General features: G+C 58.7%; 17 protein-coding genes, 5 pseudogenes and 1 other annotated feature. Of the genes and pseudogenes, 15 read left to right on the top strand and 7 right to left on the bottom strand.

What is annotated here, in order from left to right; genetic code table 11:
- Positions 1-212: 212 nt before the first annotated feature.
- The 4 genes and pseudogenes from BRA1417_RS0110995 to BRA1417_RS0111010 form a co-directional block, all read right to left on the bottom strand.
- Positions 213-1,444 (bottom strand): IS3 family transposase gene (locus tag BRA1417_RS0110995; RefSeq protein ID WP_156948677.1). Its coding sequence is split into 2 segments (ribosomal slippage): positions 213-1,153 and positions 1,153-1,444, totalling 1,233 coding nucleotides; the frame shifts between segments, so codons are not numbered across the junction.
- Positions 1,044-1,160: a sequence feature (AL1L pseudoknot), on the bottom strand. Its footprint overlaps the gene before it by 117 nt.
- Before the next feature lie 1,240 nt (positions 1,445-2,684).
- Positions 2,685-3,812 carry an acyl-CoA dehydrogenase family protein gene (locus tag BRA1417_RS40015; protein ID WP_051448317.1) on the bottom strand — a complete coding sequence of 376 codons (1,128 nt, stop codon included), beginning with the start codon at positions 3,810-3,812 and terminating at the stop codon, positions 2,685-2,687.
- Between the two features lie 560 nt (positions 3,813-4,372).
- Positions 4,373-5,474, bottom strand: a pseudogene (locus BRA1417_RS42490) (IS3 family transposase); the annotation flags it as partial.
- A gap of 159 nt (positions 5,475-5,633) precedes the next feature.
- Positions 5,634-5,855: a hypothetical protein gene (locus tag BRA1417_RS0111010; protein ID WP_027515851.1), complete on the bottom strand. Its 222-nt coding sequence runs from the start codon at positions 5,853-5,855 to the stop codon at positions 5,634-5,636.
- Between the two features lie 588 nt (positions 5,856-6,443).
- Here BRA1417_RS0111010 and BRA1417_RS0111015 point away from each other — a divergent pair.
- Positions 6,444-7,376 (top strand): TauD/TfdA family dioxygenase, encoded by a 933-nt coding sequence (locus BRA1417_RS0111015; RefSeq protein ID WP_027515852.1) that lies wholly within the window; start codon positions 6,444-6,446, stop codon positions 7,374-7,376.
- A gap of 327 nt (positions 7,377-7,703) precedes the next feature.
- Positions 7,704-8,065, top strand: a pseudogene (locus BRA1417_RS0111020) (IS21 family transposase); the annotation flags it as partial.
- 1,037 nt (positions 8,066-9,102) lie between these two features.
- Here BRA1417_RS0111020 and BRA1417_RS45460 read toward each other — a convergent pair.
- Positions 9,103-9,306, bottom strand: a complete 204-nt coding sequence (locus BRA1417_RS45460; protein WP_245286187.1) for a hypothetical protein — start codon at positions 9,304-9,306, stop codon at positions 9,103-9,105.
- Positions 9,307-9,330: 24 nt separating this feature from the next.
- On the opposite strand from BRA1417_RS45460, the gene BRA1417_RS40020 reads away from it, so the two are divergent.
- The 10 genes and pseudogenes from BRA1417_RS40020 (at position 9,331) to BRA1417_RS42500 (ending at position 19,367) form a co-directional block, all read left to right on the top strand.
- On the top strand, positions 9,331-10,122 hold the full coding sequence (locus BRA1417_RS40020) for a hypothetical protein (protein WP_245286188.1): 792 nt from the start codon (positions 9,331-9,333) through the stop codon (positions 10,120-10,122).
- 804 nt (positions 10,123-10,926) lie between these two features.
- Entirely contained in the window at positions 10,927-11,367 is a 441-nt protein-coding gene (locus BRA1417_RS40025; protein WP_245286189.1) for a transposase, read from the top strand.
- A 1,049-nt stretch (positions 11,368-12,416) separates the two neighbouring features.
- Positions 12,417-13,640 carry a condensation domain-containing protein gene (locus tag BRA1417_RS0111045; protein ID WP_027515855.1) on the top strand — a complete coding sequence of 408 codons (1,224 nt, stop codon included), beginning with the start codon at positions 12,417-12,419 and terminating at the stop codon, positions 13,638-13,640.
- 304 nt (positions 13,641-13,944) lie between these two features.
- Positions 13,945-14,997 carry a KamA family radical SAM protein gene (locus tag BRA1417_RS0111050; protein WP_027515856.1) on the top strand — a complete coding sequence of 351 codons (1,053 nt, stop codon included), beginning with the start codon at positions 13,945-13,947 and terminating at the stop codon, positions 14,995-14,997.
- A 1,369-nt stretch (positions 14,998-16,366) separates the two neighbouring features.
- The gene (locus BRA1417_RS0111055; protein WP_027515857.1) at positions 16,367-17,260 is read left to right on the top strand and encodes a 3-keto-5-aminohexanoate cleavage protein; all 894 of its coding nucleotides are present in this window, start codon (positions 16,367-16,369) and stop codon (positions 17,258-17,260) included.
- 105 nt (positions 17,261-17,365) lie between these two features.
- A pseudogene (locus BRA1417_RS45975) lies at positions 17,366-17,590 on the top strand (3-hydroxyacyl-CoA dehydrogenase); the annotation flags it as partial.
- 92 nt (positions 17,591-17,682) lie between these two features.
- Positions 17,683-17,760, top strand: a pseudogene (locus tag BRA1417_RS45980) (3-hydroxyacyl-CoA dehydrogenase NAD-binding domain-containing protein); the annotation flags it as partial.
- Between the two features lie 36 nt (positions 17,761-17,796).
- Positions 17,797-18,078: a 3-hydroxyacyl-CoA dehydrogenase family protein gene (locus tag BRA1417_RS45470; RefSeq protein WP_027515859.1), complete on the top strand. Its 282-nt coding sequence runs from the start codon at positions 17,797-17,799 to the stop codon at positions 18,076-18,078.
- On the top strand, positions 18,066-18,320 hold the full coding sequence (locus BRA1417_RS45475; RefSeq protein ID WP_027515860.1) for a hypothetical protein: 255 nt from the start codon (positions 18,066-18,068) through the stop codon (positions 18,318-18,320). The genes BRA1417_RS45470 and BRA1417_RS45475 overlap by 13 nt, the downstream gene beginning before the upstream one ends.
- Before the next feature lie 846 nt (positions 18,321-19,166).
- Entirely contained in the window at positions 19,167-19,367 is a 201-nt protein-coding gene (locus BRA1417_RS42500) for a hypothetical protein (protein ID WP_245286350.1), read from the top strand.
- 86 nt (positions 19,368-19,453) lie between these two features.
- Here BRA1417_RS42500 and BRA1417_RS0111075 read toward each other — a convergent pair whose 3' ends face one another.
- Together BRA1417_RS0111075 and BRA1417_RS43820 are read right to left on the bottom strand one after the other, a co-directional pair.
- Positions 19,454-20,722: an aminotransferase class I/II-fold pyridoxal phosphate-dependent enzyme gene (locus BRA1417_RS0111075; RefSeq protein ID WP_027515861.1), complete on the bottom strand. Its 1,269-nt coding sequence runs from the start codon at positions 20,720-20,722 to the stop codon at positions 19,454-19,456.
- A gap of 1,042 nt (positions 20,723-21,764) precedes the next feature.
- Positions 21,765-22,100, bottom strand: a pseudogene (locus tag BRA1417_RS43820) (IS21 family transposase); the annotation flags it as partial.
- A 226-nt stretch (positions 22,101-22,326) separates the two neighbouring features.
- Between BRA1417_RS43820 and BRA1417_RS0111090 the strand changes: the two are divergent.
- The 3 genes from BRA1417_RS0111090 to BRA1417_RS0111100 are packed head-to-tail and all read left to right on the top strand — an operon-like array spanning position 22,327 to position 24,755.
- The gene (locus tag BRA1417_RS0111090) at positions 22,327-22,785 is read left to right on the top strand and encodes a transposase (protein WP_027515863.1); all 459 of its coding nucleotides are present in this window, start codon (positions 22,327-22,329) and stop codon (positions 22,783-22,785) included.
- Positions 22,778-23,131, top strand: coding sequence for an IS66 family insertion sequence element accessory protein TnpB (gene tnpB / locus BRA1417_RS0111095; protein ID WP_027515864.1), 354 nt, complete (start codon positions 22,778-22,780; stop codon positions 23,129-23,131). The genes BRA1417_RS0111090 and tnpB overlap by 8 nt, the downstream gene beginning before the upstream one ends.
- Positions 23,132-23,183: 52 nt before the next feature.
- Complete coding sequence (locus BRA1417_RS0111100) at positions 23,184-24,755, top strand: IS66 family transposase (RefSeq protein WP_027515865.1); 1,572 nt, start codon at positions 23,184-23,186, stop codon at positions 24,753-24,755.
- The last annotated feature ends 25 nt before the right edge of the window (positions 24,756-24,780 follow it).

A 24,780-nucleotide genomic window follows, 5' to 3' on the forward strand; every position in this document is an offset into this window, starting at 1 on the left:
GAGCATCATGTCCAGGGGGCACTCCGCCAGCAGTGCCTGAAGCTTCCCCTTGAGAGCCTGAGCTTGCTGCTCGTTCCGGCAGTGGACCAACCGATCGTCTGCATACCGACACCACGGAAGGTCTGGGTGCGTCCGTGTCATCCAGATATCAAACGCGTAAGCAGGAAGAGGTTTGAACCGCCCCGGGTTTGCCGGAGGCCATTTGGTTTAAGTTATGCCGCCATGGCGGGTTGTTCCAGCATGGCGTAGTAGCGTTGCTCGGCTTCGGCAGGCGGGATGTTGCCGATGGGCTCCATGAGCCGTCGATTGTTGAACCAGTCCACCCATTCCAGGGTCGCGAACTCTACGGCCTCGAAGCTGCGCCATGGTCCACGCCGATGGATCACCTCTGCTTTGTAAAGGCCGTTGATCGTTTCGGCGAGAGCGTTGTCATAGGAATCTCCAACGCTGCCGACGGAAGGTTCTATACCTGCTTCAGCCAGGCGCTCGGTGTACTTAATGGATACGTATTGGCTGCCCCTGTCGCTGTGGTGAACGAGCCCGCCACGATGAACCGGCCGTCGATCGTGCAGAGCCTGTTCCAGCGCATCCAGCACGAAGCTGGCGTGCGCTGTGCGAGAGGCCCGCCAGCCCACGATCCTGCGGGCATAGGCGTCGATCACGAAGGCGACGTAGACAAATCCGGTCCAGGTCGCGACATAGGTGAAGTCGGACAGCCACAGGACATTCGGCCTTGGCGCCTTGAACTGGCGGTTGACGTGATCCAGCGGGCATGGCGCAGCCTTGTCGCTGCTCGTGGTCTTGACGGGTTTGCCGCGGATGACCCCTTGCAAACCCATGTCCCGCATCAGTCGCGACACCGTGCAACGGGCAACATCGAAGCCTTCGCGCTTGAGCTGGCGCCAGACCTTGCGCACGCCGTAGACCCGGAAGTTCTCGTCGAAGACGCGCCGGACCTCGATCTTCAGCCTGGCATCCTGCCTGCCGCGCGCCGACAGCTTGGCCGGATCGCGCCGCTTTGCCACATGGGCGTGGTAGGTCGAGGGGGCAATCGGCAAGACCTTGCAGATCGGCTCGACCCCATGCGCCCCACGATGATCGTCGATGAAGGCGATCATGGCTTGGACCGGCGGTCGAGCTCCGCCATCGCAAAATAAGCGCTCGCCTTGCGCAAGATCTCGTTGGCCTGTCGAAGCTCACGGTTCTCCCGTTCCAGGGCCTTCAGCTTCTCGGCCATGTCGGTCGGAACGCCGGCTCGCTGCCCGCTGTCGATCTCGGCCTTCTTGACCCAGTCATGCAGCGTCTGCGGTGTGCAGCCGATCTTGGCAGCAATTGATGTCACTGCAGCCCAGCGCGACGGGTGCTCGCCGGCGTGATCCAGAACCATCCGAACCGCACGGTCCCGGACCTCAGGCGAAAACTTGTTCGTCGTCTTGCTTGTCATGGCTCCATCCTCTCAGGAGTTGGAGCCTCCGGCAAACCCGGGGCGGTTCAGTTTGCCAAATCGGGCCTAACAACGCGCCCTTGAGGAGTCCCACGGGTTCGCTTAGTGACCGTCAACCCGTTCCATTGGCGCCGTCAGCCATCTTTCAATGTAAAGCAGCGCCCATTTGCACGTCCCGGCCCTCCGGACATGCCGCAAAAGTTCGTGCTCGATCTTGTCGAACGGTCCTTAGATACGAACTCTAGAACCCAGTCATATTCCCAGCACCGATTGCGCGTGAAGCCGATGGCATCGTGCGCGATTTTCTCGGCCGACAGCCACAGGAGTCTGCCGACAATATTGGGTCCTGCTCCGGCTCAATGAATTGCTTGACAGCCATCTCGGCCACGCGCACCAGTCTTTTGGGAACGGAGACGGCGCGCACTGGTGGTGGAAAATAGCTTCCCGACTCGGGTTCTTAAGCTTGTAGCGGTTGTTCCTCAGATCAGAATCGAACTGCTCGACCTGTTGAACATCTGTCGTATGACACTGCATCTCCCGTTCCATGTTTCACAGGACCGCCTGAGATCCCTTTGCTCCCGTTCGATTACAGGGCCTTCATCACTAACCCGGATCGGTCTATCCCGATGCTCCGCTACGGTACTCTCGTCTCATGATTTTTGTCGCTTGTCCCTTGCCATCATAGCGCCGGTTCCTGCAGTTCCCAGCGTCGCAGTCCGATCGGCTTGGTAACGTGTTTCAACGATCTGGTTCCGAACACTTGGGGATGCCGAGTAGGCGTCCGCCGCCTTCGGATCGTCACTCGTCACGCCAAGTGACTCGCAGAGGTCGCCCTATGTTCCAAACTAAAGAAATGCTCGATTGCGGAGCCCACGACGGGCGACCTCACGATGCAGACAATCGCAAACTCGATTTCTCAAGTTCCCGTGATCTTGCTCGCGGCCAAGTGAGGGGCCGCCTGGTATCGAGGCTTACGCGCTCCATACTTTGACCCAGTGACCTGGTAAGCTCGTTAGTGGCGCCTCGACCGTTCCGCGCGCCAGGACGGGCCGATGTGGCTTCATCTGAATTTCGATGAGCCGAAAACCTCCTTCGCATCTAAGTCCTGCACACCGAATCAGCTCGGACCGAGGAATTAGACCCGGAGGAGTTAGGTGCCATTGTTTCAGCGGCCGGTGGAGCGCCGGCGGTTTATCAAACTTTCACGGCTCGCGAAACCTCGATCCCTGTGGAGTAGCCCTTAGGCTAAGAGACGGCGCGCGAGCATGCGGTACTTGTGGACCTCGGTGGGGCCTTCGCAGATGCGCGACATGCGCTGCCGGTCGTGCCAGTGCGCGAGCGGACTCTCGTAGGTGCAACCGGCGGCGCCGTGGATCTGGATTGCGCGGTCGATCACGCGGCACACCATTTCGGTGCACGTCATCTTGATCACGCTTGCTTCGACGCGTGTATCCTTGCCCCGATCGTCCTTCTCCGCGCAAGCGTACACCATCAGACGTTGCTGTTGGATTTCGATCCATGAGTCGACGATCATCGACTGGATCGCTTGCTTGTCGCTTAACGCACTTTCGAACACGACGCGCTGCTTGGCGTGTTCGACCATCATATCATAGCAGCGTTGAGCTATACCGAGTGCCTTAGCGCCAACCCCGAACCGAGCCTTTGACAGTTGCTTTTGTGCATGCTTGAATCCAGCGCCTTCCGCGCCAATGCATGCAACGTCATCGACCCTGCAATTATCAAACGTTAGCTGGTGCGTTGTGAATCCGCCGAGCATCGGCACAGAACGCGCGATCAGGCCTGGGTTGCCCCTCTCCACGGCGAACATCGAAATATCATCAGCATCGTTTCTCTTGCCAGTGCGAGCGAAAACCAACACACCATCCGCTTCATCGAAGAAGCTGATCCAGCACTTCGATCCAGTGATGATCCAACTCTCGCCGTCCCACTTAGCACAGGTTGAAACCGCGCGAGCCGGATCAGCTCCGCCACCGGGCTCGGTCAATGCCCAACTATATCGCTTCGCATCCTGCAAGAACGGATCGAGGTAACGGGCCTTTTGTTCGCCCTGGAGATGAAACATATCGTGGGGGACCTCGCCGCCGAAGCGGATCGGCGCCAGACATTTTGAGTTCTCTTCGATCATAGCGAGTCGATCGACTAGAGAAAGATGCATTCCACCAAATTCTGGCGGCAGTCGGAGCCCCCACAAGCCAGCCTTGCGGGCCGCTTCACGTCCCGGATCGTAGTGGGCCCACGTCAACTTCTCGCCTCTGAGCATTCGCGCCTCAAGCGGAGTTTGATGATCGCTAACGATCTTCCGAACTAACTCGATGAGCGCGCGCGTTTGTTCATTGAATTCGTACATTTTTTCGTCTCCTCTTCCACGTCATCAATGAACCACCGACAGCTAGGCGGGGCTCGACTCCTTAACACCAGTCAACTTTGCGGGCGTCCAGAAGCGTTATCGCCCGTTCATCTCCTCCGCCGAAAGACCAATAACTCGGCCTGTGCCTGCCTTCCGTCCTACCTCGTTCTTTAGTGCCGCTCTTCGGCGCGATTGAGAGAACATCCTCGTAGCGACAACCCCGACTACGATATTATTTCCGCCCTTTGGCTTGGCGCAGTTTGCCGCTCGATTAGACTGACATCTCTTGTATCTGTTGCACGCGAGCGATCCTGCATGAGCGTACGACGGATAGGATCAGGAGGCTACCGTGGGCTAGCGCAACTTCCCTACAAGTCCGGGTAGTTACTTCGACATCGGGCTCACAATACATTGTGGCTTTGATTGCTTGCTGGTAACGCTTCCGCTGATCGCAGCGGCACACAGCGTCCACTGCGGGTTGCTTCTCCTCCCGGCACCATTGTCCGGCATTTTGCCTCAGTCGGCTTATCCTCGGTCCGGTGGACCTGACCTGCCACTGATCATCCAGTAGCGGTCAGAGTCTCGGAGCTTTGTGCGCCAAGTGGCGCAGGTGGAGCACGGGCGATCCGCGGAGTTGGTCGGGATTGCGCAGCCGATCGTCCGTTGCGGTGAGAGCTGGGCGGCATAGGCCGCGGAGTCAGGTATTTCAGCGGCGAGTGAGGCCGCCGGATGTTGTAGTTGGCGACCCAGTTGGCGATTTTGGCGCGGCGTCATCCAGATCGAAGAACAGGGTCCCGGTGAGGAGTTCATCGCGCATCCGGCCGTTAAAACTCTCGAAAAAGCCGTTCTGCATCGGCTTTCACGGCGCGATAAAGTGCCAAACGATGACCGTGTCCTTGCTCCAGGCGAGCACGGCGTTTCAGGTGAACTCGGTGCCATCACGATCATTCCTGGCTTGGCACGTCGCTCGACGATTGCCGTCAGTTCGCGGGCGACGCGCCGTCCTGAAATCGAGGTCTGCGGAATGGCGCCCAGACATTCCTTATTGACGTCGTCGACGATGTTGAGAATGCGGAGGCGCCGGCCGTTGGCGAACTGATCATGGACGAAGTCCAGCGACCAGCGCGCGTTGGGACCTCGCCTCGATTAGGATCGGGCACGGGTCCCCACGGCTTTCCGGCGAGCCCTTCCGCGCGATAAAGCCGGTAGATCCGGTTGATCCCCGATGGCTCACCCTCCCGCCGCTGCAGGACGAACAACCGGCGGTAGCCGAACGGCCGCCGGTCCTTGCAGAGCCGTGGATGCAGGGCGGCTGGAGCGATAACGGATCAACTTCCGATTCGCGCCCATGATCGAGCAGGCCCGCCGTTCCGACAGGCTCGTGACGGCCTGTAGATGCGCGACCGCAGAGCGCTTGGCAGCGGGCCCTACCACTTTTTGAAAGCAGCTCGCAAAGGGCGGCCGCGTCGAGCATCTGCTTCGCCAGAAGCTTCTTCAGCTTCGCGCTCTCCTCTTCCCGCGCCTTTAACCGCTTGGCCTCAGAGACCTCCATGCCGCCGAATTTGGCCTTCCAATGTAGATCGCCCTAATGTAGATCGTCGCTTCGGAGATCCCTTGCTTGCGAGCCAGGTCAGCCGTCTTCGCCCCAGCCTCATGCTCCTTCCGCGATAATCTACTATTCCGTGTTGCTCACTTCATCTGTCCGCCCTTCTTCGGGCCGGACTCTAACTCCTTCTGGAGGAAATACTCAGTGGCAGGCCACAGGCGGCACCAGCTCGGTATAGGACACCAACCCATTTTAACAATATAACATCTTGAAAGTCAGGTTGCGGCATTTTTATCGCGCAAGAGGTGGCTCGGCCGAGCAAGGCGGCGGCTGCTATCAGAACGTGTCCCATCGTCGCGGTCGGTCGAAGACAAAAACCTCATCGGAAGGAACGAGGCTTGGATCGTGCGCGATTGATTGCCCCAATCCAGATCGAACTCGTTGACCTCAGCAGCGATCAAGCGGGCGCGGTACTCCGAGGCGTAAATCAGAGTCAAACTCCTGCACTCGGGATTGATGTCCTATCGTGAGACTTCGCATCGCCAACCCGCACTTCACAGCGGGAGTGGAGCTGACGCGTAGATAGGTCAGCCATAGGAGGTGAGAATGCGTAACAGCTCCCACCATCGTTCAGCAAGATGCTGCCCGATAATACCTGCTGAGCTCACCTAGAGACTATCATGCGCTGAAGGGGGCGACGGTGTCCCAGCAAATTGACGAAATACTCAGAGAATATGATGCGTGCGGTGCTGGGAGCATTTAAGCACGCGAGAGGGTGCGAGCCGTGCCACATCTGGCGCTTTGTCGGGTTTCAGTTGTCGACGTCATCAAGAGGACAGGGGGTCGTCATGAGAGCAGCAATCTTAAGAAGGTACTGGACGCTTCTGATCGAAGATCGTGATTGTGCACCCCGACCGCGTTGGCACGGTTGTTGCTGTTTAGATCCCGCAGCAGTGGGTGTAGAGCATAAGCAGACGCACAGGACGAGCGATGCTCTCGCTTGATTTGCGGGGCGTAATCCGATCGTTGCGCCTGAATAGCTTTGTCTGGCCTATAAACTAAGCCTTCGAAAGGAAATCACCACAATGACTAAAACGGCCTTCACAAGCAATGTCATTCCCCGTGCGGACGTCGTCAAATGCGTAGCGCGCGTCGGCGCTGAAGTCAGGAACATCAAGCTGTCGGGCGATTTGCCGGACGAAACGATCGATGCGATCAACAGCTTAATGCTCGAACACAAAGTAATCTTCTTCCGCAACCAGCTCCATCTCGATGACCGCGAGCAGGAGAGCTTTGCTCGTCGCTTCGGAAAGCTTACGCCGCATCCGGTCCTGGGTGCCGCGAAGGGAACGTCGTCTATTCTTGACGTTAATTCGGCTAGCTCCGGTATGCGCGCAGACTTTTGGCACGCTGATCATACGTTCGTGGATGCCTATCCCAAGATTACGGTGCTGAGAGCGGTTGTGGTCCCAGAATTCGGCGGCGATACAGTGTGGTCAAACACGGTGGCTGCTTATCTCGACCTACCGCAGCCGCTGCAACGGCTTGCAGACGAGCTCAGGGCTGTTCACAGCAACGTCATCGATCCTGCTGTAATGCCCCGCGCCAGCGAGCCCGATAAGAAGCATTTTGACGAGGTCTACAACAGAACGGTCTACGAAACGGAGCATCCCGTCGTGCGGGTCCACCCTGAGACTGGCGAGCGGACACTGGTGCTCGGCGATCGGGTGCAGCGTTTTGTCGGCATTCCGAAATATGACGCCCAGAGGCTGTTCGATTTGTTTCAGGCTCATATCACAGCGCCCGAAAACACCGTGCGCTGGAAGTGGCAGGAGGGCGATCTCGCAATGTGGGACAATCGCGCTACCCAACATTATGCAGTTACTGATTACGGCGACCAGCATCGCGTCGTTCACCGCGCCACCATCGATGGCGACTTGCCTATTGGCGTCGATGGCCGATACAGCAGCTTAACACTTATCAAGCCCACCAAACAGTCGCCCACGAACGTCGCTTAAGCCGTATTGACTGTTGCCATTCTCAAATCAGATAGATGATGGATGGTTGTTTTGAGGAGGCCATAGGGGTTTCATGGATCAGCTCGTTCTGAGCGATACGTAATGAGAGGTGCCTGATGACCAAATCCATTTCGTTGTCTGCGCCTTGGCCTGCTCCGTCCGCTTCTTTGCGGCGCGGCAATCAGGATGGAAGTGCAGCGTCAATCAGGATGAGAGAGCTTCGCCGGGCTCGTGACGCAGGGAGGGCGTAGCCCGACCGGAGTTACGAGCCCGGCGACGGCGCGATCCGAGCGGACCGCGCCGTCTGGTGATCGCGGCTGGCCGGTGATGGATGGTTCTTCTCGCCAAAGAGGAATCACCCGTTGCCAGGCTGCCATGTCACCGATCACCAGATGAGGCTCTACATGAAGTTCCGTCAAACCAATTCGCCGCCAGAGGCGGCCGCGAAGGCGTCGTTCAGTTCGTCGACCGCCTATCGGCTCGAGAAGGATCTGCGTCTTCCGTCGCAAAAGAGGTTACCGCGGCAAAGGCGCCGGCCGGATCCCTTGGCCAACGTCTTCGGCCTGGAGGTCGTGCCGATGCTGAAGGCGGCTCCCGGCGTGCGGCCCGTGGCTATCTTCGAGGAGATGCGTCGACGCCATCCTGAGCTGGGGGCTGGAATCCGCCGCACGCTCGAGCGCCGGATCCGCGAAAGCTATCGCAGGCGCAGCGCGCTCGAACGGAAGCGTGGTCCAGGGCGACCACCCTCGCACGCGAGACCAAAAAACTCTCGCTGATTGACGCTCCGCGACAATCAGAGCGAACAAAACTCTTGCGCGCGACAATCATCGCGGCAATCATCACCTCGCCGCGACACCGACTCGCCATCCTGATTGTCGCGCGCTTCCCATCCAGATTGTCGCGCTATAGCTTCTTCCTAACGACCCTAACGACAGGGCAGCCGGCGATGAACGGCAGCCTAGCCCTGTTGCTGGTGCCGATTCACGAGACGGACCTCTTGTAGAGCTCGTATGGCTTCCGACGCGGACGATCGGCCCATGATGCCCTACTCGCCATGCGATAGGTTCATGGAGCAACGGCTGCGCTGGGTGTGGACGTCGATATCTAGAAATACTTCAACACCATCACGCGCACTTGGGCCGATTCGTCGATCGCCAGTCACCGGACCTCGTCATGCGTGAGGATGACATAAATGGCTGGAGGCGGGGGCTCGAAAAGGACATCCTACGCCGCAGGACCGGTGGAACGCCCTGCTTGCAAACATCTATCTGCACCATGTTCTGGATGAATAGTTCGAGCAGGTGGCTCGACCGCGGCTCAAGGGGCGGTGCCAATTGGTTCGATATGCTGATGACGCGGTCATCGCCTCTGCGGACCACCTGTCCGGCAGTGGCTGAATATATCGGGCAAATTGGCTCGGTCGCTACGTCAACTCTATCCGACCAACGCCCGCGTCGTAGACTTCCGGTTCAAACGCCCGGAAGGGCATCATCCTGCGACGGCGGCGACCACATTTAAACATCCTCGCATTCATCCATATGTGGGTTCAACCGAGGAAGGGCAAAGAATGTCATCAGGCGACGGCAAAAATATGCTCGCGTGCTGGCTTTTCGTGATGCAATGGTGTCGGAGCAACCTGGGAGTTCATCGGCGACCTTTCCTGGCTGAATCAGCACCATGTCCCGCGCTACAGCTGCAGCCGCGCCTGGATGGACAATGGCGGCCCTCACTGCATCGCCTTCGGCGGATTGCGCGTCGAAGATGCAATCGAGGAAGCACTGGCCTTGGCGTCGTCGGTCCAGGCGCTATCGCCGCTGCAACCGCTGCCGCCAAGGAAGCTGGAGAACGACGGGATCAGGTGCGCGATGCTCTTAGTCGCGATCTGGAAGCCGCGCGCTATGCCGCCGACCGGGCTTTCCGGCAATACCACGCCGCTGACCCCGCGAACCGGCTGGTGGCGAGTGAGCTTGAAGCGCGCTGGAACAGGGCGCTCGCTCACGCGGCGGAGGTCGAGGACAAGATCGCCATGCATGATGCGGCGACGCCCGCACCCATTGCTGATCCAGCCTCGCTCGGCGTTCTGGCCCCGAACCTCAAAACGGTCTGGGATGCGCCGACGACGGATGCTCGCCTCAAGAAGCGCATTGTACGCGCTCTCGTCCAAGAGGTCGTGGCCGATATCGACGACGCGGCGTCCGAGATCGTTCTCATCGTCCACTGGGTGGGTGGCGCCCACAGCGAGTTGCGCTTGCCCAAGCGCCGGCGCGGACAGCGCAACGGCACTTCTGCCGATATTATCCAAGCCGTGCGTCAACTGGTGCTGATCGCCAGCGACGATCTGATTGCCGGCCTTCTCAACCGCAACGGCCTCAAGACGGGCAACGGCAATCGCTGGACCCGCGAGCGCGTCACATCAATGCGCTCGAGCTACAACATCCCGGTGTTCAAGCCCGCCGATGACGGGATCGAACCCTGGCTCAACCTTAGCAACGCCGCAAAGCTCCGGAAGATCGCGCCCAAGACGCTCCGCCTGGCCGCTGAAGCCGGCGAGATCGAAGCCTTCCATCCGCTATCGGATGGCCCGTGGATCTTCGCCCGCGCCTCGCTGATAACAACTGCTGCTCAATCTATCGCCGAACGACCCCAAGATACCCCACGGGATCGCATCCCAATCAGCAAAGTCTCTTCTCTTCAACAACATAGACAGATGGGTGTTCTGATGCGCGGTTGTAGACCTCTGCGATGAAGCCATTGATGCGACGGCGAGCATCGCTGGACGCGGCGGCGGCCGCGTTCGGTGATCTCGTGCTCGGCAAGGGTGGCGAGGAAACCGGCCGCGGGCGAGCCTCCTTATCGGACTACTCGGCAAATTGCTGCCACGGCACCTTAACGGCTGGCAGCCGCAATTGGCCGAACAGCGCCGGCCCCACTCGGCTTTGAAACCTCGAGCCTGAGCAGAGCGAGCTCGCCATTCCGGACCTCGTAGATCGCCTTTGATCACGGGCTGGATCCACTTCCGATGCTTTCAGGACACAGGCCGTGCGGGTCAAATGCACGGCAGGCCTGAACCATCGTTTTGTCTATTGTCGAGTCGGGAAGCGCTTCAAGCCGTTGACCGCGGCGATTAGGATATGACCGCCTTGCTCAGATCACTCATAACCTTGGGCCAGAATGTGGCGCCTCCGATCGACTCGATTCACAGCCGGAGCACATGTTTATCGCACGACGCGGTAATACCCAACATGACGAGGACCGCCTCGTTCTTGATCCCGTCTCCCGGATTGTAGCCCTGAGCGCGTCGAAGAAGACCAACGGATAACTCGATTCCAGATGTCTGCTTTGCATTCGCGGGCGTCATCGAAGATCGCGTGGCTGAGTTTGCCGATCAGATAGGTGGGATTCGTCGTGCCCTAGGCCGTGTGGACTCTTGGGATTCTCAAATCGGATAGAACGTGATTCAAAGGTGAGCGTTCGGCCAGTGGAACAGCGCGTTTCGGCGCTTCAGCCGGTGGAGCGCCAAAGGGGGCTCCAGACTTTGAGCACTTGATCGTTGACTCCACCATCGTTCGCGCCCACCAGCACGCCAGCGGCGCAAAAGGGGGGCTCAAAATCAGGCCATCGGACGTTCGCGCGGCAGCCTGACCACAAAAACCATATGGCCGTCCCCGGCTTGGGTTGCTCAGTCCGTTTGTTCCTAATGGTTGGGCAAGCCGGTGATGCGCCTCAGGCCCAGCCACTCATCGAGGGACTTCCAGCCGAGATCGCGATGGGCGATGCAGCCTACGATTCCGATGCGCTGCGGTCTTCCATTGCCGCAAAGGGCGCCCAAGCTGTCATTCCCAACAACCCTTCGCGGCCAATCAAATACCCGCTCAACAAACCACTCTATGCCGAGCGTCACCTGATCGAATGCTGCTTCTCGAAACTCAAGCGGTTCAGGCGTGTCGCGACCCGCTACGAAAAGACAGCCCGAAATTCTTCGCCGTCGTAACTATCGCTGCAGTCCTGCTCTGTCTAAGGTAACTGTCCACACGACCTAGAGCTCAGCCGGCCAGAAGCCCGGATCTCCCGCCGTTCATGTCCAGCTCATGCAACACTGATGATGTTTTCGTCGAGCGTGTTGAAGCGGGTCTGGCCCTTGAACGATCATCGGTTCGGAGGTGCCGGCACCGGCCGCGCGGCACGCCGATTCGGATCTCGCCCTCGTGTGTCAACAATGCTTTGGTGCTCGTGCGGTCGTGGCTGTTCCCCGACTCACGGGCAGCCCTTCTAGATTCGGGGGTGAGCCCTGCGTCCATTGCGCGCTCAGAAACGCCTTCTTCACCTGTCTGAAAAGATCGCGTTCACCGGCCAGCTCTTCCGGCCTGATTCGATACCACCTGCTTGATCGTTTTAGGGACAGCAGCTTGACGGCAGCACGTTCTGGTCACGTCCTTCAGCAGTCAGTCTACGCCTTCACCACAAAAGCGCTGGCGTCTGCGCCGGATCGTCAGCAGGCTATTGCCAAGCGCCGCGGCCTCCGCCGTCAAGTCCATCGCTCGCCAGCAGGACGATCGCTGCTCTCCAAACCACCTTCCGCGGCCTCTTTCGGTCTCAAAGTAGCCGCTCAAATGGTTCGTTATCGACCGCGCTGAAAGCAATCTGGTCGATTTTCGGCGTAGTCTCGCAAGGGCGCGCTGATTGTGAATCGTCTATCAGTCGTGGAAAGCTGGCTTCAGCAGATCGAAAACACTCACGTCCTTGGTCGCAAAGCTGCTTTGCGGAGCGAATCGCGCGGCGCGAATTGTTGGAGAACCATCACCGTTGGATACAGCGGCGCAAGCGCGTGCCGACACCAAAGCCAGCAGACGGCCGAACGGGCGGTGTCCAGTTCAACACATCTAAGTTCCGAATCCGACAACTAGGGCACAAGAGTGCTCCGACGCGGCGCTGCATTTGTTGGCTCTAACGCAGGTCAGTCCAAGTCTTTGTTGGCACGCCGATTGCTGAGACCCGCTGAAAGTCCGTTACCAGTGTCAATCTCAACGGCCAGAGGTTAACATGAAAGTGTTCGGGGTGACCCAAATCGACGCGGCCGCCGGTACACAGTCAGCTGCGCTTCCGCGAATTTCGGCAGTACCGCGTCCTGCGAGCGTGCCGTTGTCGCTGCGTCAGCAGCAATTTTGGTTTGTCTCGCGTCTGAAGGGCGGTAGCGAAGATTGTCACGTGCAGACGATGCTTCGGCTTCGCGGCCAACTGGATGAGGCTGTACTGCAGTCGGCTCTCGATGGATTGGTGGCACGCCACGAGGTGCTGCGCACAACCTTCGCCGCGCAGGACGGCGAGCCATTTCAGAAGGTCAGTCGGGCGCGTACCGGACTCCTCGTGAGACGGGATCATCTGACGGGGGCGGCAGACCTGGAGGCGGCGCTCTCCGAGCTCGTGCGCCGCGAGGTGGAGGTGCCATTTGATCTGGAACTTGGTCCGCTGATCCGCGCGCGGCTTGTGCGCTTGGCGATGGACGACCATGCGCTCGTCATTACTATGCACCACATGGTCTCGGACACTTTGTCAAGGAATATCCTCACGCGGAATCTCAGCGAGTTTTATAATGCGATTAGGGAAAACTGCGCGGGTCGATTCAAGGTGTTGCCGGTGCAGTATGCGGACTATGCGCTTTGGCAGCACCGTTGGCTCTCGGGCCAGGCGTTGCAGCGTCAGTCGGACTACTGGCACCGGATACTGGCGGGCGCACCAGCAGTGCTGGAGCTGCCCACGGATCGGCCGCGTTCATCCCGGCCGGTCAACTACGGCCGCGACGTCGAGCTTGCGCTGCACCCGGGTCTTACAAACCAAATCAAAGCGCTGAGCCGAAATCTTGGCACGAGCTTGTTCGTGATGCTGCTGTCAGCCTCGGTGTTGGTACTAGCGAGGCTGTCGGGTCGCGATGAGCTGGTGATCGGCACGCCGGGTGCGAACCGGGCGTACTCCGAAATAAGGCTGATCGACCTATTTATGAATCCTTTGGCGCTGCGCATCGATTTGTCGAGCGATCCAACGCTGGAGATTTTAGTGGAGAGCGGGCAGGCCGCCGTGGTGGAGGCGAACGCGCACCAAGATCTACCTTTCGAACAGGCGCTGAAGCTCGTCAGTTCGTCGCGCACCTTGGCTCACGGCCCTATCTTCCAGGTAGCGTTTGCATGTGAAAACAATGTTATCGAGCCAGCGCAGCTAGGGGCTGAAACTCGAATGCGTGAACCCTTGCGTCCGCTTCGCGTAACATGATCTTGCGCTCAACGTTAATGAGGTCAACGACCGAGTGTCGCGGTCGGCTATTTTACGCGACGGTTTGGTCCTCGCAGAGATGTCAAGATCTTTGGAATGAGTGGAATGTGAGCGAAGCCGATCCGCACGATCCATGTATCCGGGAACCAATCGACGCACAGCGCAGGAGGCAATCATGACTGACGACAAGGACCAGAATTCAACCAAGACCAATCTGAACGCGCGGGTGAACTCGCCGGCAGCTTCCATTCGCCGACCTGGATCATTGCCCGTAAAATTGGAGGCACCTTGCCACACTACGATCATGAAATTCATGGAGGGGACGCGCGCCCTTGGTAAACATGAGTTGCAAGCCAGCAGCATCACGCGCTATCAGGTCACAAAGTTCTATCGCGAACGGATCACCAATAGTCGTTACTACGAGCAACTTAAGCATATTGTGGAACCTTCAGCAAAGGAGTTTGAGAGCCCTGGCAGTTTGGACACGAGCGGCGAGCACGACAATACGGTCACCCCTGGACTACAGCACAAGTACGCGCAGACCGGGCTGTTGCTGGTAACGGACCGTTGCGCGTCATATTGTCGTTTTTGTTTCCGCAAACGCATTGTAGGCAAAAATTCCGACGAAATCGCACCTAATTTCTCCCTGATTGCGCAGTACATCGGCACTCACCCTGAGATGACCAACGTGCTGTTATCGGGAGGCGACCCATTCGTGCTCAGCAGTGCCAAGCTCGACAGAATACTCGATCATCTGCTGCCGATCCCGCACTTGGAGACAATTCGATTCGGCACGAAAATGTTCGCTTTTGCGCCCAAGCGGTTCGAAGATCGCGCTCTAGCGGATTTGTTCCGAAGGATACATGAATCCGGTAAGACCGCAGCAATAGTTACACATTTTGATCACATCGGTGAAATCTCGGTTGATGCCGAGTGGCGGGTTCGCTCTTTGCGCGCACTGGGCGTGCAGTTCTTCAACCAGTCCGTACTTCTCGCGAAAGTCAATGACGATGCCGAGATCCTGGCGGCGACCTTCGCAAAATGTCACCAAATGGGTGTCCGCCCATATTACCTCTTTCAGGCTAGGCCTGTAAAAGGTGCATCGCATTTTCAAGTTCCTCTCCGTCGTGGGCTTGAAATTGCGCGCAGCGTCAATCAACGTCTCAGTGGAATTCAAAAGACATTCAAATACATCATGTCTCACTACACGGGAAAGATCGAGATTCTCGACTTGGGAGCAGATGGTCGCCTATATATGCGGTACCACCAAAACAAGACTTCCGAAAATATAGGAAGGATCTTTTCTCGGCAGCACGTCGACGCTGCTTGCTGGTTGGACGACTTGCCCGAAGAGTGAGATCGAACCGCACTGCAATGGCAGACCGTGTAGAAGACGGAGTTTTGCCCCTCCACCCAGCACACGACTAGTGGTGACACTCCGCGCGCCGCTCTGTTGGAATCCTTTTTGGCTTGCGCGATGTAATAGAAGCGGCGCTTGACGTGTACGCTGTGGCTGTCTGACCCGAGTGCATGCGCTGCTCCGCCAAGTTGTGTTGCTCGTCCATTTCGCGGATATCGAATGCCGCTTGGCGCGGACCTCAGTGTTGGGAGCTCGCCGACAGCCTCCGATTAGCGAGATCTAAGAGTAAGACCTCGACCAAGCGGTAGGTGGCGTGGACTCCCACGAGTGCCTTTCGGCCGCAATCTAATCAAAGGCTGTTTTGGAGAGGCTATGCCTAGCTGTGATGGATCGGTTGGTATCTAGCGACGCGGCGTGGCAGCGGATGTCACCTCTGATGATGGCCCGGCGTGAGGCCTCGAGAACCGATGTTCCTCGAAGGTGTGCTGAGGATCGTGCGCACGGGCCCCCCTGGCAGGATATTCCGGAGGCTTTTAGGCATTCGAACATCGTGTTTCCGCGAAAGATGCAGCATCAAGGGTGTTCGATGGCTATATTGAGGGATCTCCGAGATTTCGAATATCTGATTGTTGTTTCCGCCATCATTGAGGCCACCAGCATGCTGGCCAGGGTAAGACAGAATAGCAGAAGACCAGGTCGCGTATTCGTAGATCTGGCGGTCGTGAGGAGGCGCCCGGCGCAGTCGACTTGTGGATGACCGCTGCAGCGCCCGCATTCATTGAGGTTGGCGCGCGGCCAGAGCTGTAACTCCCAATCGTCTACACTTTGCTGCATTTTCGTGAACGCGCGCATGAAGGAGCCGGCATGCTCGGTCAGCCGGACGCAGAAGATTGAATCACAATCGGGTAAGGGATGATGGATTAATATTCGCGAGCATCGGCTGTGAGCTCGGGTATCTAGTGCGTCATCGTCAACAGTTGAAGCTCGGCCAATAAGGTGGCGACCGTCTCACATGAGCCTATGTGCAGTGCCGACCGTGTCCGGTTGACTCCGGCGAAGTCGGAAGTCTGACAAGTCGCTTGGTGAGTCTAAGAGCAAGCCGCCAGAAACGTGTCCTCTCTCTCTTCAGACAAGTTGCGCAAGCAATTCCGAGAGCGGCACGCCGATTGCTACGATGAAAACACTGAAGCGAATGCGTTCGCAGAAAGGGTGTCGCAGGAGTCCTGCGAGAGCGGCTCGATGAATTGTAGCCATGCGGGGTCGCGCTCCCGGCATCAAAATGAGTGAACATGATGAGACCAAAGCTATTGCCGACCTGGTCCGGCTTCGGACCGATCGAGCTTTCGGTAGAAAGGAAAGTAGTAGGATGATTTCTGAGGTATTCATTACGTGTGCCGTTACAGGTAGTGCAGGCACCATACGTAGTCCGCTGGTGCCAATAACTCCTGAGGAGATAGCCAGTTCTGCTATCAAGGCGGCGCGCGCTGGGGCAGCTATGGTGCACATTCACGTGCGCGATCCGGAAACCAAGCGGGGGTCGCGCGATATAGCACTGTATCGTGAAGTCGTCGAGCGCATCCGTAACTCCGAGGTTAATCCGCTTATCAATCTAACTTCAGGGATGGGCGGCGACCTCGTGCTTGGTGGGCCAAATGCTCCCCTTCCCCCGAATCCTGCGGGAACGGATATGGCGGGCGCGCTCGAGCGACTCGTGCACGTCGAGGAGCTGCATCCCGAAATTTGTACGCTGGACTGCGGAACAATGAACTGGGGCACCGATAGCAATTACGTCTTTGTCAACAGCGCGGCGACGCTGCGCGCGATGGCTACGCGCTTGAAAGAGCTTGGTGTTCGCCCCGAGCTCGAGGTCTTTGATGCTGGCCAGCTGGTCATGGTGAACGATCTGATCGGGCAGGGGCTTATCGACGAACCGCCGCTAATCCAGTTGTGCATGGGGATTCGCTACGGCGCGCCCGACGATCTGACTACGCTGATGGCGCTCGTGCATCGGCTGCCAGCTCGCGCCATCTTCTCAGCGTTCTCCATCGGGCGGATGCAGCTTCCGTACGTGGCGCTGGCACCATTGGTGGGCGCGAACGTGCGTGTAGGGCTGGAGGATAATGTGTACCTTTCCCGCGGGCGTTTGGCGACGAACGCTGATCTTGTGCAGAGAGCTGTCGAGATACTCGAGCGAATCGATGTCCGAGTGATGAGCCCAGACGAGGTGCGAACGAAGCTCGCGCTTTCAGTTCGTGCGTGAGAGGTCCAGAACCATGTCTGTGAAGCTACCGCGCACTGTCGGACTACTTGGGGTGGAGTGATCGGTGGCGGCTGGGCCGCGCGATTCCTCCTGAATGGGGTGGATGTGCGACTGTATGGCCCGTCGGCTATTGCGGTCCAGCGAGTGCAGAAGACGTTGTGTGGCGCGCGGCGGGCATATCGCCAGCTGACGCAAGTCACCCTACCGGCGGAGGGAGCGCTCATAGTTGTGCACTCGGTGGCGGACGCTGTGCACGGCGTTGACCTTGTGCAAGAATCGGCACCCGAGCGGCTCGATCTAAAGCGCGAACTGCTTGCGACCGCCAGCAGGGCGGCTGCATCTGAGATCCTGATCTGCTCCTCGACATCCTCAATTCGGCCCTTGTTGCTCCAGGACGGCGCGGTCATCCCGAGCGCCTCTTGGTGGCGCATCCGTTCAACCCCGTATATCTGCTGCCGCTTGTTGAGCTATGTGCCGGACGGCATACGGCACCCGAGGCTCTAGTGCGAGCGGCTGAGATCTATCGAGTAGTCGGAATGCATCCGCTTGTGGTACGCAATGAGGTCGACGGCTTCATTGCGAACCGGCTGCAGGAGGCGCTGTGGCGCGACGCGCTATGGCTGGTGCACGACGATCTGGCTACCGTGCAGGAGGTCGATGATGCGGTCTGCTATTCCTTTGGGCTCCGCCGACCGATCATGGGTCCTCTTCTGACCTACCGCATGGCCTGTGGCGGGACAGGCATGCGCGAAGCCATGGAGCGACTTGGACCATACCCGAAGTGGCCACTGTCAAAGCTCACCGAGTGCCCGAGCTGACCGACGCCTTCCTGAACAAACTCGCCGGACAGGCGGACGCGCAGGCGAAGACTAGCCAGTTTACTGAGCAGGCCCGCGACGACTGCCTCGTTGCGTTGCTGCAGGGACTACGATCACAGCGTCACGGCGCAGGCGAAACGGTCGCGAGCTGGGAGCAGCGGCTGCGCGACAACGCTCTGCAGCTCGCGGCAGGCGACTCAAACCCGCTTCTGTCTCCCACACTGCAGATGCCGTCCGATTGATTGAACTCTAACGTCTCTCAACACCGACATATCTACATATTGATACGTCTTGATTGCATCAGCAGCATCCTATCATCTCAAGCAGTGGCAGTTAGATTGAGATGTACCAGCACAAAGTCCGTGAGCTGTACGCCAAGCTCGCCTTCAGGCACTCACGGTGACCTGTCGTGTAGACGGGTGCTGTCCATCTGTTCCAAATTCCAGTGGGAGGTCAGACGAGAGACGGGTGGCCACGGGCGAGCAGAAGCTGCTTCACGCCAGCTCGCCGCGCGGACGCGGCGAATTTGGGGAGGCGACTTGCGAGCGCTTGCTGGAGCTTGCACGCCTACACTCGGAGCTGCCCCTCCGGAACACGACGCAAATATTGGTCTTGCGCAATGGGCGTGCTCGACGCCTCGTCCGATATCGCCCTGAGAAATCTGGTCAGAGGACCCAGATGGACTAAAGCTCCAGGTCTATGTGGCTGCGATGATGGAACTGTTCTCACTTCAGCGGGCCATGATATGCTGAATGGCGCAGCTCGTGATGGACGCTTTTCATTGCCATTGCGTAAGGCGCGCCAGAGCCTCGTTTGTGCACCGCCCGAGTGGGCAGGGTCAGTACACGTCGAGCACTTCAGCGCCCAGGGCATCTTTTTACGATTGATGTTGTGACGCTCGAATACCCAGCGGAGCGCGCCATAAAAGGAACAGGCTTGTTTGCTTCAGCTGGCTGGCGTCTCGCCCGGTCGCGGCTTTATCTGTTCCTGAACTAGACGACAATCATCCGATCGATCGGATCGTGTTGCACGCGGCCTGCCGGTTGCCGTGAAGCCTGCAGCCTGACCTGCGCTTCACGATCCACACGCTGCGCCACAGCTTCGCGACGCATCTTCTCGAGAACGGAACCGCCATCCGGATCAGCCAGGTCTTGCTAAGGCACAATAATTGTCGTCGACAGCTCGATACGCGCGGGCGCCGTCGATTCGATCCGCACGGCGCAGAGCCGGCTCGATCGCCTGTCGATGCAGGTGACTCCACCTGGGACATAGATGGTTCCGCTCCGTAACGTTTGGCTCGCTTCCATCCTCCAAGTGCCGCATCGACCGAGAGCGGTCCAGCACCTAGATTGAGTGCCCAGCGCTGGACGTCATGTCACCTCAAGGGGTAAGGTTTTCCCGTCGTCGCGGCGACGGTATCCAAGATACAATCGCATAGTTGCTCTATATTCCCAAGCTCGTGCTCTGCTGTAATGCGTACCCGGATGCTCGCTGTTCCTGGTGCGGTCTTTGTAGGGAATGTGGCTTGCGTATGAAACCCGCGATTCAGAAGAGTTCTTGCAATTGCAATCCCATTGGTTTCCGATCCGGCGAAGATCATTCTGATCGGAAGTAAGCTGCCGTGCTCGGCGGTTGCGATACGATGGTCAAAAAGCTTGATTCTTTCCGCTACCCGCCTCTGTCGTTCGCCAAGCTCTGCCGAGCGGTGAATCTTGCAGGATCCGAGCGCTGCGCCAACTGCGGCCAGATTCAGTGGCGTCGAAAGCGCATACGGAACGCAGTGCTGCCGAAACAGCGCCTCTTGTCGCGTTGTTCCGAGCATCAACAGCCCGCCCGACGCGCCGAAGCCCTTGGCCAGTGAGCCTGCTATGATGGTTCTCTCACCGAGGACTCGTGAAAAGCGAGAGCGAGCAAATCCTTCGCCATGATGTCCGACGATTGATATGCTGTGAGCATCGTCGATATAGAGAAAGAGCCCGTAACGTTCCTGGAGCTGACGTAGTCTCTCAAGTGGCGAAGAGCCTGCCATCGAGCAGAGGTCGTTGCACACGTAGGCGACCACCGCATTCTCGCGGCACAACCGTTCAAGCGCGCAAATATCGTTGTGTGGGATCGTTTCCACCCTCGTCACATCAGCGACAACGGGCTTGTGATAGCTGAGCGAAATATGTGCAGAGCTATCAAAGACAAGCACGGGCTTTGTTCCGCCCGTTAACCGACCCGAAGCAAGAATAGGCATCGCCCCAAGATTGGCGAGCATGCCACTCGAGAAAACGAGTACGCGCGCGGAGAACAGTTCGGAGAGATCTTCTTCAAGTTGTCGCAGAAGATTGAGAGTGAGGCGCGCTCGAGCAGACGATAAATGCAGCGATTGCTGCGCTTCGATCGCTTCAGCGATAACTACCGGATGATTGTCCAACCCCAAGTAGGAGCATCCCACAAAATCCAGCACTTGCGGACAACTTTTATGCGGACCGTTCACCGAAGCAATGGTTCTTGCGGTGCTGCAATCTTCGCTGGCCGTCATGAAATCAGCTAAGTATGACGCATCGAAGGACGGCTTGCTCTGTCCAATTACGTAGGCGTTGTTCCGAACGTCTGTGACAGGACGGCTACGGTCGGAGTGAACTGTCGGCCATTGCATGTCATTCTCCATTGTGATTTGGTGAGACAGTGCGGTCAACGGCTGAGCCGAATACGTAAAATTGTGCAGGCAGCTCCATCGCTCCACTAGTCCAACTGAAGTAAAGCATTGCTCGCACTGCTTGTGCAGCTACTAGAATAAACAGTCGTCTGGAGCGGATCGGGGACATTCTTGTGTCAGCGCTTTCGCCTACAGCCGCGAAGTAGATGGTGTTGCACTCATGACAAGCGCGGCAGCGGCGTATGAGCTCTGTGTCGCTTGGTCGTGCTCGCATCGAGATATAGAGCGGAGCGACGCCCGATCTGGAATGGCGGAGGTCGGCAGATCCGCCGCCCCGCCGTGATGGCCCGAATGGATTTGTGCATTGCGGCTGATGTACCGTCGCTGATCGTTTGCAAGCGCTTCATCCGCAGGACCCAAGCGCGCGCAATGCCTGAAGCAACCGCGGAAGGGTATTCCGGCGAGTTCGCCCAGCAGCGCCACCATGAGGCCATATGATAGGGCGGAAAGCCGCGCTCCTCATCGTGACATCTATGATCCGCCACAGGTCCAACCCGGCGCGAACCTGCCGCGAACAAAGTGGGACACGTGCCCCGAAGGCACCGAATCTCGGATGACGGGCGGTAAAATGTCTTGCTCATCCGCCGTTTGACTCACCACGCTCGTTCCTCGTCCAGAAATTCCGATTGGTTAGACAGGCTCCTAGCCGACACCGTTCCTGTTTGGCGGGTGCGGTCGCCGATGATGCACGGCCGGCGCACTCAACACGACCGATCTTTTTATGCCGATGTGAATGTTCTCGCCTAGGCTCGGGCTCACAGCCGCGGTCGGGCATGGATAGCTCCAGATCGCCTATCCACTTAGTCCCAGCAGCGTACGAAGACGCTGCCAGGCCGGCTAAGACCGTCACCACGGCGGGACGCTGGTTGCCGGTGTGTGGTGCCCCGGCGCAACGTCTCGACCGAATCTCTGCCAGAAGTTCTGGACGTGAGAAGCGGTTCCGCGACGTTCTACCTCTCCACCGGCACGGCCTGACCCGTGTTGCATTGCGGTCGAGATTGCAGAAGGCGGCCGACAGGCTGTCGGTCCGATGCTCCCGCGGTGCCCCACCGAGCGACCACAGGGCATTCTGCAGCCCTTCCAATGCGACGAAGCTCTCGCCACCGAGCACGACATGGGCGTGTTCAAACCCGCAATTGGCCGACCGGAAGTGATAGAGGCGATGATCGAGCGGTACGCCCGCGATGGTGACCCCAAGCTCGCCCATATCGGTGAAGTCGGAGAGGCCGACCTGGCCCACGTCATGGGTCTGGCGGAAGATGACCTCCTGCTCCTCGCCGCGGATCGCCCGCCAGGCGCGGATCCGGCGCTCGAGCGTCTAGGTGCCAACGATCTATGAAACCGAACATCCGGTTGTGCGTGTCCATCCCGACCGACACTGGCGAGCGGACGCTCGTACTCGGTGATCGGGCGTAGCGTTTTGTTGGGATTCCGAAATATGACGGCCAGAAGCTGTTCGATTGTAAGCGCTAATTTCTCCGCACCTTTTGCTTTTGAGTGCCCTGATGCATGAGGTGTCCACCAAAATAGGTGGACACCTTGTGATGAGCGACGATGATCAGAAACTGCGGGTCAGGCTTGTCGGCCGGAACGGTCGCCGGCGTTACGAGGCGGCATCGAAAGAGCGTCTTGTCACGGCCTGCCTCGAGCCTGGGGTTTCGGTATCGAGGCTTGCACTCGAACATGGGGTCAACGCGAACCTCCTTCGGAAGTGGATCAAGAAGCACAGCGCGACCAGGTCGCTGCCGCCGTCCTCACGCCCGGCGTTCATCCCGGTTCAGCTTGAGGGGAAGGCCGAGCGGGACCTGTCGCGAAAAGACAGCGTGGCGACGGTTGATTTGCCGGCTTGCGATGAAGTGCGTGGTTCGAAACCCAAAGGGACTCCAGCTTTTTGTTCTCCGGCCAAAGTGAGCGTGTCGCTGCCGAACGGCGTGAAGCTCGCGCTGGAATGCGGCGATGTGGATGCATTAACGGCGATTATCGGAGCGCTGGGCGATGTTTAGACTGGGCGGTGACCTGCAGGTCTATCTGCACCGTGAGCCGATCGACTTCCGGGCTGGCATCAACAGCCTTGCGGTCCTGGTCCAGGAGACGATGGCGCTCGATCCATTCACTCCGGCGGTTTTTGCGTTCTGCAATCGCCGTTGCGACCGGATGAAGCTTCTGTTCTTCGATCGGTCCGGCTTTGTACTGGTCCTGAAGCGGCTGACCGAGGACAGGTTCCGATGGCCGCGCCGCCAGGAGGCGATCGTCACGCTGACGACGGAGCAATTGCACTGGATCCTTGACGGCATCGATATCGATGCGATGGTCCGCCATCCGGTGCGGCAATATCAGGTTGCCGGCTGAGCTCTCGAGTTGAGCGGTTGACGCGTCGGTACGGTTCAGATTCAAGAATCCGATGAATCGAACCGGCGATCCGAGTGTTGAAGTGCTGTTGGCACGCATTGCTGCGCTGCAGGCGGAGAACCATCAACTCGCCGACCGCGTCGCCAAGCTCGAGGAAGAACTGGCGCTGGCACGCCTGCATCGTTTTGCGCCGCGCAGCGAAAAGCATGTTGATCGTCTCTTCAATGAAGCCGAGCATGCCTCCGATGAGGATGACGCCGGCAGTGAAACGAACAATATCGCCGAACTTCCGGACACGGGCTTGCCGCCCGTCGAAAACACAACGGGAAAGAAGCGCGGCCGGAGGCCGCTGCCGGGGAACCTACCTCGTGAGCGCGTCGAGTATGACCTGTCCGACGATCAGAAGGCGTGTCCTTGCTGCCGTGGCCAGATGCATCGCATGGGCGAGGCTGTCACCGAGCAACTTCATATCGAGGTGAAGGCGAAGGTTTTACAGAATGTGCGCTTCAAATATGCGTGCCGCCATTGCGATCGCACCGGGATCCACGCCCGTGTTGTGACCGCGCCGATGCCGACGCAACCGTTGCCGGGCAGCGTTGCCACGCCCTCGACGCTGGCGTTCGCGCTGGTTCACAAATATGTCGATGGCACGCCGCTCTACCGCCTGGCGCAGGCCTTCGAACGTGCAGGTGTTCCTGTCAGCCGCGGCGCTTTGGGCCACTGGGTGATTGGCTCGAGCGAGAAGCATCTGCGTCGCATCTACGACGCCCTGAAGCTGCGGCTCAGATCACAACCTCTCATCCATGGCGACGAGACGACGGTTCAGGTCCTCAAGGAGAAGGACAAAAAGGCCACCAGCACATCGTACATGTGGGCTTATCGTAGCGGCAAGGGCAGCCACGAGCCGATCGTTCTTCTGGATTATCAGCCAGGCCGCGGCCAAATCCACCCGCAAGCCTTCCTCGGCGATTACCGTGGCATTGTGATGAGTGACGGCTATACCGCATGGCGCACGCTGGAAGGGGCCACCCACATTGGATGCATGGCCCACTCCCGGCGGCGCTTTGTCGATGCCCTCAAAGCCAGGAAGAAGGGCGGCGGTCCGCCCGAGCAAGCGCTGCGGTTCTTTGAACAGCTCTACCGGGTTGAAAGGCAGGCGCGGGACGGAACACCGGAGAAGGGTGAAACACAGGCCGACTGCATTCGCCGCTTCCGCCAGCAACATAGTGTCCCCATCCTCAATGCTCTCAAAGTATGGCTCGATGACATGGCCCCGAAGGTCTTGCCTGACAGCAAGCTCGGCGATGCCGTATCCTACACCCAGAACCAATGGGAATATCTGACGCGCTACACCGGGGACGGCAGCATGCCGATTGACAACAATCTTCTGGAGCGCGACATCAGGGTTTTTGCAACTGGCAGGAAGAGTTGGTTGTTCAGCGATACTGTGGACGGAGCCAAGGCCAGTGCCGTCGTCTATAGCCTGATGCTGTCCTGCCGCGCCTCACGTGTCGAGCCGTTAGCGTGGTTGCGCCACGTCCTCACCGAATTGCCTCAGCGCGCCGGCGACGCCGATATTACAGACCTGCTGCCCTTCAACTTCCACAAAGCCGCCACTGCCTGAACGGCCCGGTATCGCGCGATACCAG

The sequence above is a fragment of the Bradyrhizobium sp. WSM1417 genome, assembly GCF_000515415.1.
Taxonomy (GTDB): Bacteria; Pseudomonadota; Alphaproteobacteria; order Rhizobiales; family Xanthobacteraceae; genus Bradyrhizobium.

Bases quoted from the DNA above. Each gene is read 5' to 3' on its own strand.
- BRA1417_RS40015 (WP_051448317.1), bottom strand. From the start codon at position 3,812: ATGTACGAATTCAATGAACAAACGCGCGCGCTCATCGAGTTAGTTCGG.
- BRA1417_RS0111015 (WP_027515852.1), top strand. From the start codon at position 6,444: ATGACTAAAACGGCCTTCACAAGCAATGTCATTCCCCGTGCGGACGTC.
- BRA1417_RS0111045 (WP_027515855.1), top strand. From the start codon at position 12,417: ATGAAAGTGTTCGGGGTGACCCAAATCGACGCGGCCGCCGGTACACAG.
- BRA1417_RS0111050 (WP_027515856.1), top strand. From the start codon at position 13,945: ATGAAATTCATGGAGGGGACGCGCGCCCTTGGTAAACATGAGTTGCAA.
- BRA1417_RS0111055 (WP_027515857.1), top strand. From the start codon at position 16,367: ATGATTTCTGAGGTATTCATTACGTGTGCCGTTACAGGTAGTGCAGGC.
- BRA1417_RS45470 (WP_027515859.1), top strand. From the start codon at position 17,797: ATGCATCCGCTTGTGGTACGCAATGAGGTCGACGGCTTCATTGCGAAC.
- BRA1417_RS0111075 (WP_027515861.1), bottom strand. From the start codon at position 20,722: ATGCAATGGCCGACAGTTCACTCCGACCGTAGCCGTCCTGTCACAGAC.
- BRA1417_RS0111090 (WP_027515863.1), top strand. From the start codon at position 22,327: ATGAGCGACGATGATCAGAAACTGCGGGTCAGGCTTGTCGGCCGGAAC.
- tnpB (WP_027515864.1), top strand. From the start codon at position 22,778: ATGTTTAGACTGGGCGGTGACCTGCAGGTCTATCTGCACCGTGAGCCG.
- BRA1417_RS0111100 (WP_027515865.1), top strand. From the start codon at position 23,184: ATGAATCGAACCGGCGATCCGAGTGTTGAAGTGCTGTTGGCACGCATT.